The organism is Pseudomonas sp. DE0157 (assembly GCF_007678615.1).
Lineage (GTDB): Bacteria > Pseudomonadota > Gammaproteobacteria > Pseudomonadales > Pseudomonadaceae > Aquipseudomonas > Aquipseudomonas parafulva_B.
Genome location: NZ_VEJN01000007.1, coordinates 231,085 through 238,600, shown reverse-complemented (window position 1 = coordinate 238,600; position 7,516 = coordinate 231,085). Strand labels below are relative to the sequence as shown.

Annotated in this window: 8 protein-coding genes; 4 read left to right on the top strand and 4 right to left on the bottom strand. The window is 62.2% G+C overall.

Features of this window, described 5'->3' with window-relative positions; all coding sequences use genetic code 11:
• Window positions 1–594 precede the first annotated feature (594 nt).
• A complete protein-coding gene (locus FS777_RS11840; protein ID WP_058605639.1) occupies window positions 595–906 on the top strand; it encodes a DUF485 domain-containing protein in 312 nt (103 codons plus the stop codon).
• Window positions 903–2,567: a cation acetate symporter gene (locus tag FS777_RS11835; protein WP_058637553.1), complete on the top strand. Its 1,665-nt coding sequence runs from the start codon at window positions 903–905 to the stop codon at window positions 2,565–2,567. Before FS777_RS11840 ends, FS777_RS11835 begins: the two co-directional genes overlap by 4 nt.
• A 48-nt stretch (window positions 2,568–2,615) precedes the next feature.
• Here the strand turns inward: FS777_RS11835 and FS777_RS11830 are convergent, their stop codons facing one another.
• The gene (locus tag FS777_RS11830) at window positions 2,616–2,768 is read right to left on the bottom strand and encodes a DUF3309 family protein (RefSeq protein WP_012271016.1); all 153 of its coding nucleotides are present in this window, start codon (window positions 2,766–2,768) and stop codon (window positions 2,616–2,618) included.
• A gap of 224 nt (window positions 2,769–2,992) precedes the next feature.
• Between FS777_RS11830 and FS777_RS11825 the strand changes: the two genes are divergently transcribed.
• Window positions 2,993–3,802: an SDR family oxidoreductase gene (locus FS777_RS11825; RefSeq protein ID WP_145255630.1), complete on the top strand. Its 810-nt coding sequence runs from the start codon at window positions 2,993–2,995 to the stop codon at window positions 3,800–3,802.
• A gap of 129 nt (window positions 3,803–3,931) precedes the next feature.
• Window positions 3,932–4,132, top strand: coding sequence for a carbon storage regulator CsrA (gene csrA, locus FS777_RS11820; protein WP_058637555.1), 201 nt, complete (start codon window positions 3,932–3,934; stop codon window positions 4,130–4,132).
• A 29-nt stretch (window positions 4,133–4,161) separates the two neighbouring features.
• Here csrA and FS777_RS11815 read toward each other — a convergent pair whose 3' ends face one another.
• The 3 genes from FS777_RS11815 to ngg all read right to left on the bottom strand — a co-directional run bounded on the left by FS777_RS11815 (window position 4,162) and on the right by ngg (window position 7,516).
• Window positions 4,162–4,389, bottom strand: coding sequence for a YheU family protein (locus FS777_RS11815; RefSeq protein ID WP_023533767.1), 228 nt, complete (start codon window positions 4,387–4,389; stop codon window positions 4,162–4,164).
• An 85-nt stretch (window positions 4,390–4,474) separates the two neighbouring features.
• Window positions 4,475–5,659, bottom strand: a complete 1,185-nt coding sequence (locus tag FS777_RS11810; protein ID WP_145255627.1) for an osmoprotectant NAGGN system M42 family peptidase — start codon at window positions 5,657–5,659, stop codon at window positions 4,475–4,477.
• A 111-nt stretch (window positions 5,660–5,770) separates the two neighbouring features.
• Window positions 5,771–7,516 carry an N-acetylglutaminylglutamine synthetase gene (gene ngg / locus FS777_RS11805; protein WP_058637556.1) on the bottom strand — a complete coding sequence of 582 codons (1,746 nt, stop codon included), beginning with the start codon at window positions 7,514–7,516 and terminating at the stop codon, window positions 5,771–5,773.

The following is a 7,516-nucleotide window of genomic DNA, read 5'->3' as shown; positions in this document are numbered from 1 at the left end:
AGCGCTTGACAGGCATCCATGCCTGTCACCTCCCTCCGCAAGCCCTGCGTTCGGCCTTCTGAAGTCGCGAAGATCAAGATCAAGATCAAGATCAAGATCAAGATCAACAGCAGGGGCATAGAGTGCCTTAACAAGATCTTCTGAGTTGCTAGATTGCTTATTTGCAGTTATGGAAAATTCAAGGTGGTTCGATTCAAACGATGGGCACACTATAAGCCACGTAGCAGATTACTAATAACCCACCGACCACCACACCCTCGCCGCCTACAACCTTGGAGCAGATGTAGTGCGAAGTCCGATTTATCGACATCTCTGTACGCTCTGTGCTGGGCAATGATCCGGGGGCTCTCTATACACGAGGTCAGGCACAGATCCTGCCTGCGGGGAGTTGGGACCCAACGCTTTAGTGACGCCCTACAAGCACCATGGCGCCCACTGGCAGACCCTGCCAAACCCACGTTGGTCGCCCGCGTTGTTACGCAATCGGTAAAACACCGTTGCATCTAAGACTAAGGTCGTCTGGTTGCCGTCCAACAGCCGCATAAAGTAAGGGTGTGGGTTACATTCCCTCTCTGTGCTGCTAGGACAAAAACAATGAACGACAGCATTTACCTCTCGATACAAAACAGCCCCCGTTTCAAGGAGCTGGTCAGCAAGCGCGAACGGTTCGCCTGGATACTCTCGGCGATCATGCTCGGGCTCTATTGCGCTTTCATCCTTCTGATCGCCTACGGCCCCCAGATACTGGGCGCCAAGATCAGCCCTGATTCATCGATCACCTGGGGCATTCCCCTGGGCGTCGGGCTGATCATCTCGGCATTTGTCCTGACCGCCATCTATGTGCGCCGTGCCAACGGCGAATTCGATGAGTTGAACAAGGCCATCCTGAAGGAGGCGCAACAATGATTCGTCCTGCCAAGACACTGGCCGTTCTGGCCTGCGGCGTCTTTGCACCCGCCGTGTGGGCTGCCGATGCCCTGACCGGCGAGGTGCAGAAACAACCGCTGAACGTTTCTGCCATCGCCATGTTCGTGGCCTTCGTGGCCTTCACCCTGGGCATCACCTACTGGGCTTCCAAGCGCAACAAGTCCGCCTCGGACTACTACGCTGCCGGTGGTCGCATCACCGGGTTCCAGAACGGCCTGGCCATTGCCGGCGACTACATGTCGGCAGCCTCGTTCCTGGGTATTTCCGCCTTGGTGTTCACCTCCGGCTACGATGGCTTGATCTACTCCATTGGCTTCCTGGTAGGTTGGCCGATCATCCTTTTCCTGATCGCCGAGCGCCTGCGTAACCTGGGCAAATACACCTTCGCCGACGTCGCCTCCTATCGCCTGGGGCAAAAGCAGATCCGCACCCTGTCCGCCTCAGGGTCGCTGGTGGTGGTGGCCTTCTACCTGATCGCACAGATGGTAGGTGCAGGCAAGTTGATCGAACTGCTGTTCGGCCTGGACTACCACGTGGCCGTGATTCTGGTCGGTATCCTGATGTGCCTGTACGTGCTGTTCGGCGGCATGCTGGCCACTACCTGGGTACAGATCATCAAGGCGGTGCTGTTGCTGTCGGGTGCAAGCTTCATGGCGCTGATGGTGATGAAGCACGTAGGCTTTGACTTCAACACCCTGTTCTCCGAAGCCATCAAGGTGCATGCCAAGGGCGAGGCCATCATGAGCCCCGGCGGTCTGGTCAAGGACCCCATCTCGGCCTTCTCGCTGGGCCTGGCCCTGATGTTCGGTACGGCTGGTCTGCCACACATCCTGATGCGCTTCTTCACCGTCAGCGATGCCAAGGAAGCCCGCAAGAGCGTGCTCTACGCCACCGGTTTCATCGGTTACTTCTACATCCTGACCTTCATCATCGGCTTCGGCGCGATCCTGTTGGTCAGCACCAACCCGGACTTCAAGGACGCAGCCGGCGCCTTGCTGGGCGGTAACAACATGGCCGCCGTGCACTTGGCCAATGCCGTGGGCGGAAGTGTGTTCCTGGGCTTCATCTCGGCCGTGGCCTTCGCCACCATCCTGGCGGTCGTGGCAGGCCTGACCCTGGCGGGCGCCTCGGCGGTGTCCCATGACCTGTACGCCAGCGTGTGGCGCAAGGGCAAGGCCAACGACAAGGACGAAATCCGCGTCTCGAAGATCACCACCGTTGCGCTGGGCGTCCTGGCCATCGGACTGGGCATCCTGTTCGAGAAGCAGAACATCGCCTTCATGGTGGGCCTGGCCTTCTCCATTGCGGCCAGCTGCAACTTCCCCGTACTGCTGCTCTCGATGTACTGGAAGAAACTGACCACCCGTGGCGCCATGATTGGCGGCTGGCTAGGCCTGATCAGTGCAGTGACGCTGATGGTGCTCGGCCCGACCATCTGGGTGCAGATCCTTGGCCACGAGAAAGCCATTTACCCTTACGAGTACCCAGCCTTGTTCTCGATGCTGATCGCCTTCGTGGGCATCTGGTTCTTCTCGATCACCGACAAGTCCACGGCTGCCGAAAACGAGCGGGCGCTGTTCTTCCCGCAGTTCGTGCGCTCGCAGACTGGCCTGGGCGCTTCAGGGGCGGTATCGCACTGATTCGCAGGCATGAAAAAACCGCGCCTCGGCGCGGTTTTTTTTGCTTCACTAGATCATGCCGAGCAACAACAACACCAGCAAGATCACCAGCACCACACCGACGATGCCGGACGGGCCATAACCCCAGCTGCGCGAGTGCGGGAACACCGGCAAGCCGCCAATCAACAGGAGGATCAGGATGATGATGAGAATCGTGGTCATGGAGGAGTCCTTGCGTGGTTGAGGGTCAAGGGCCCAGGTTGCCGGCCTCTTGTAATTAATGACCGACGCCGCTTGTGAAAGATTCCATCGGCGTGTTGGCCATCGCCCCGTCTTTGTGCGCAGCGGGCGGTTCATGGCCGCTCATTCACTTGCCTGATAAGCACCCGCCCTGGGCATCGGCTTGATTAGACTGGGGCCACACCCTCTGAAAAAAGGCAGTCGCCATGCATAAGCGCATCATGATCACTGGCGCAGGCTCCGGGCTGGGCCGCGAAATTGCCCTGCGTTGGGCGCGCGAAGGCTGGCGCCTGGCGTTGGCCGACATCAGCGAGGCTGGCCTACGCCAGACGCTTGAAATGGTGCGTGCCGCGGGCGGGGACGGGTTCGTGCAACGGTGCGATGTACGCGACTACAGCCAGCTCACCGCGCTGGCACAGGCGTGCGAGGAGCACTTCGACGGCATCGATGTGATCGTCAATAACGCCGGGGTGGCATCAGGCGGGTTCTTCGCCGAGTTGTCGCTCGAAGACTGGGACTGGCAGATCTCGGTAAACCTCATGGGCGTGGTCAAGGGCTGCAAGGCTTTTCTGCCGCTGCTTGAGCGCAGCAAAGGGCGCATCGTCAACATCGCCTCCATGGCAGCGCTCATGCAGGGCCCAGGCATGAGCAATTACAACGTCGCCAAGGCGGGAGTGCTGGCGCTCTCGGAAAGCCTGCTGGTGGAGCTGCGCCAACTTGGGGTGGGTGTGCACGTGGTCTGCCCGTCATTTTTCCAGACCAACCTGCTGGATTCGTTCCGTGGGCCGGACCCGGCCATGAAAGCGCAGGTTGGCAAGTTGCTGGAAGGCTCGCCCATCAGTGCCAGCGATATCGCCGAGTGCATCTACCAACAGGTGGCTGACGGGCAGTTTCTGATCCTGCCCCACGAAGCGGGGCGCCAGGCCTGGGCGTTGAAATGCCAGGCACCTGAACGGCTGTACGATGAAATGGCCGACATGGCAGTGAAGATGCGTGCGAAGGCCCGAACCCGTTAAGCAGTAGGGCGGCTCTGTAAGAAAGGTTTCCTAGCCGTGTCGGGTCTTTCTGAATGAGGGTGGAAGTATTGAGTAGCCAAATGGCGAAGCTGCACGCTCCGGTTTTCCCTTTCGCTGGAGAACCGGAACATGTTGGTAATAGGACGCGAAGTGGGTGAGGTCATCATGATCGGCGATGACATCCGAATCATGGTGGTAGAGACCCGGGACGGGGTGGTGCGCTTCGGTGTCGATGCACCCCGGGAGGTGCCGGTGCACCGCGCCGAAGTCTACAGGCGCATCAAGGAAACGCAATGTACCAGGGCGCGCCGGGCGCACAAGGCTTCATAAGGCCGCCTGGAAGTCGTCCCGCATGTGCCTTACTCCAGCAGTTCGCGAGGCACGTCGTGCTTGGCCAGCAGCTGGCACTGCTGGCTTTCAGGGTCGAACAGGATGAACGCCTGCCCCTTGGCCAGCGCCTGGCGGACCCTCAGTACACGGGTTTCCAACGGCGTGTCATCACCATTGTCGGTGCCGTCGCGGGTCACGAAGTCCTCGATCAGGCGGGTGAGGGTGTCGGCTTGCAGGTGTTCGTAGGGAATCAGCATGGGTAACGTGTCTGAATGAGTTGTAGGCATCCTACGCGATTTCGATGGCGCAGGGACCGCCCGCCAGGCGGTCCCGCACTTGCTGTCAGGTCTTCTGACCGACCAGGCTGTCCACCGCCGGCACGCGCGTGTCGCTCTCCATCTGCGCATCGTGTTCGAGCTGATGACTGAAGCGCTCAAGTGACGCATTGGCTGGCTGCGAGTCGCTGGCAAATACGGGCGGGCTCAACAGGTAGGCCGACAACAATTGGCTCAACGCGGCCAGGCTGTCGATGTGCGTGCGCTCATAGCCGTGGGTGGCATCGCAGCCGAAGGCGACCAGCGCCGTGCGGATGTCATGGCCCGCGGTCACCGCCGAATGGGCATCACTGAAGTAGTAGCGGAACAGGTCGCGGCGTACCGGCAATTCCTGTTCGCCTGCGAGCTTGAGCAGGTGTCGAGACAAGTGGTAGTCGTACGGCCCGGACGAATCCTGCATGGCCACGCTGACGGCGTGCTCACTGGAGGCCTGGCCGGGCGCGACCGGGGCGATGTCGATCCCGACGAACTCGCTGACATCCCAGGGCAGAGCGCCGGCGGCTCCCGAGCCGGTTTCTTCGGTGATGGTGAACAGCGGGTGGCAATCGATCAGCGGCTGGCGGCCACTTTCCACCACGGCTTTCAAGGCGGCCAACAAGGCAGCGACCCCGGCCTTGTCGTCCAGGTGGCGGGCGCTGATATGCCCGCTGTCGGTGAACTCGGGCAGCGGGTCGAAGGCCACGAAGTCGCCGATCCCTATGCCCAGCGCCTCGCAATCGGCACGGGTGGCACAGTAGGCATCCAGGCGCACTTCCACATGATCCCAACTGATGGGCATCTGGTCGATGGCGGTATTGAAGGCATGCCCGCTGGCCATCAGTGGCAGTACGCTGCCACGAAATACGCCTGCATCGGTGAACACGCTGACGCGGCTGCCTTCGGCGAAGCGGCTGGACCAGCAGCCCACCGGCGCCAGGGCCAGGCGACCGTTGTCCTGCACCTGGCGCACGCTGGCGCCGATGGTGTCCAGGTGCGCGGAGACGGCGCGGTCCGGGGAGCTTTGACGCCCTTTGACGGTGGCGCGAATGGTGCCGCGTCGGGTCAGTTCGTAGGGAATGCCCAGCTCGTCCAGGCGCTCGGCCACGTAGCGCACGATGGTGTCGGTGAAGCCTGTAGGGCTGGGGATGGCGAGCATTTCCAGCAAGACGCGCTTGAGGTACTCGAGATCGGGTTCGGGATGTCGTTCAGACATGTCCAGGCCTCCGGTCGGTTGAAAAAGCGTTGGGTGATGCGGTCGTCACGGTCGAGCGGGAGCGGTGCCGGCGCCGGCGCCGGGCTCCCGTCCGAGCGAAGCATGGGTGTATCAGGCCAGCGGCCTGCTATGGGGGAACAGCAGGTCGATGAAGCGTTCTGCCGTCGGTTGCGGCTCGTGGTTGGCCAGGCCTGCACGCTCGTTGGCCTCGATGATGACGTAGTCGGGTTCGCTGGCATCCTTGACCATGAAATCGAGGCCCACCACGGGTATCTCCAGTGCCCGCGCTGCACGGATGGCCGCATCGGCGAGGGTAGGGTGAAGGCGTGCCGTGACATCTTCGAGCGTGCCGCCGGTGTGCAGATTAGCGGTGCGCCGCACGGCCAGCTGGCGGCCCGCGGGCAACACATCCTCATACCCAAAGCCGGCCGCGGCCAACGTGCGCTCGGTCTCACCGTCTACTGGGATCTTGCTTTCGCCGCCAGTGGCCGCCTGGCGCCGCCGGCTTTGTGCATCGATCAGCGCGCGGATGCTGTGCGTACCATCGCCCATCACCTGCGCCGGATGGCGAATCGCGGCCGCGACCACTTCATAGCCGATGACCACGATGCGCAAGTCGTGCCCGGCATGGAAGCTTTCCAACAGCACGCGGCTGTCGAACTGTCGAGCGTGTTCGACCGCACGCGTGACGTCTTCGATGGTCGTGAGGTTGACCGCAACGCCTTGGCCCTGTTCGCCATCCACGGGTTTGACCACGACCGCGCCGTGGTCCTCGAGGAACGCCAGGTTGTCATCGGCGTTACCGGCCAGTTGCTGCGCCGGCACCAGCAGACCTGCATTGTGCAGGGCGTGTTGGGTCAGGCGCTTGTCCTGGCACAAGGTCATGGTCACGGCGCTGGTCAGGTCGCTGAGCGACTCCCGGCAGCGTACGCGGCGACCGCCCAGGCTCAGGGTAAACAGACCGGCAGCGGCGTCGCACACCTGCACCTCGATACCCCGGCGCAGGGCCTCATCGACGATGATGCGCGCATAGGGGTTGAGGTCAGCCTGTGGGCCAGGGCCCAGGAACAGGCGCTCGTTGATGACGTTCTTGCGCTTGACGGCGAACGTGGGCAGGTTGCGAAAGCCCAGTTTTTCGTACAAGCGCTTGGCCTGGCGGTTGTCGTGCAACACCGACAGGTCCAGGTAGGCCAGGCCGCGGCTCATGAAGTGCTCGATCAGGTGGCGCACCAGCACTTCACCCACCCCAGGACGGGTGCAGTGCGGGTCTACGGCCAGGCACCACAGGCTGCTGCCGTGTTCCGGGTCATCGAAGGCCTTGGCATGGTTCAAGCCCATGACACTGCCGATGATCGCGCCACTGTCTTCGTCTTCGGCCAGCCAGTACACCGGTCCGCCCAGGTGCCGCGGGGTGAGCAGCTCAGGGTCCACGGGCAGCATGCCGCGTGCCTGGTAGAGCGTGTTGATGGCTTGCCAGTCACTGGGGTTTTGCGCCCGACGCACGCGAAAGCCGCGAAATACCCGTTGTGCCGGGCGATAGTCGGTAAACCACAGGCGCAGGGTGTCCGAGGGGTCCAGGAACAGTTGCTGCGGCGCGTGGGCCAGCACCTGCTGGGGCGCCGCCACGTACAGGGCAATGTCGCGTTCGCCGCGGCATTCGCCCAACAGGTCTTCGGCCAGTTTGGCCGGGTCGGCATAGGTATGCCCGATCAGTAGCCGTCCCCAGCCACAGTGCAGGGCACGTGGCTGGTCGTGGGGCTCGCTGCCATCGCCCGCAAGGCGTGCCTGCAGGCGCTCGTAAGAGGGCGCCTGGCCGCGCAGCAGGCGCTGGCCATAGGCCGTTTCGTGGGCTTTCAT

Coding starts and splice junctions, on each gene's coding strand:
- FS777_RS11825 (WP_145255630.1), top strand. CDS start 2,993: ATGCATAAGCGCATCATGATCACTGGCGCAGGCTCCGGGCTGGGCCGC.
- FS777_RS11840 (WP_058605639.1), top strand. CDS start 595: ATGAACGACAGCATTTACCTCTCGATACAAAACAGCCCCCGTTTCAAG.
- FS777_RS11830 (WP_012271016.1), bottom strand. CDS start 2,768: ATGACCACGATTCTCATCATCATCCTGATCCTCCTGTTGATTGGCGGC.
- FS777_RS11835 (WP_058637553.1), top strand. CDS start 903: ATGATTCGTCCTGCCAAGACACTGGCCGTTCTGGCCTGCGGCGTCTTT.
- ngg (WP_058637556.1), bottom strand. CDS start 7,516: ATGAAAGCCCACGAAACGGCCTATGGCCAGCGCCTGCTGCGCGGCCAG.
- csrA (WP_058637555.1), top strand. CDS start 3,932: ATGTTGGTAATAGGACGCGAAGTGGGTGAGGTCATCATGATCGGCGAT.
- FS777_RS11815 (WP_023533767.1), bottom strand. CDS start 4,389: ATGCTGATTCCCTACGAACACCTGCAAGCCGACACCCTCACCCGCCTG.
- FS777_RS11810 (WP_145255627.1), bottom strand. CDS start 5,659: ATGTCTGAACGACATCCCGAACCCGATCTCGAGTACCTCAAGCGCGTC.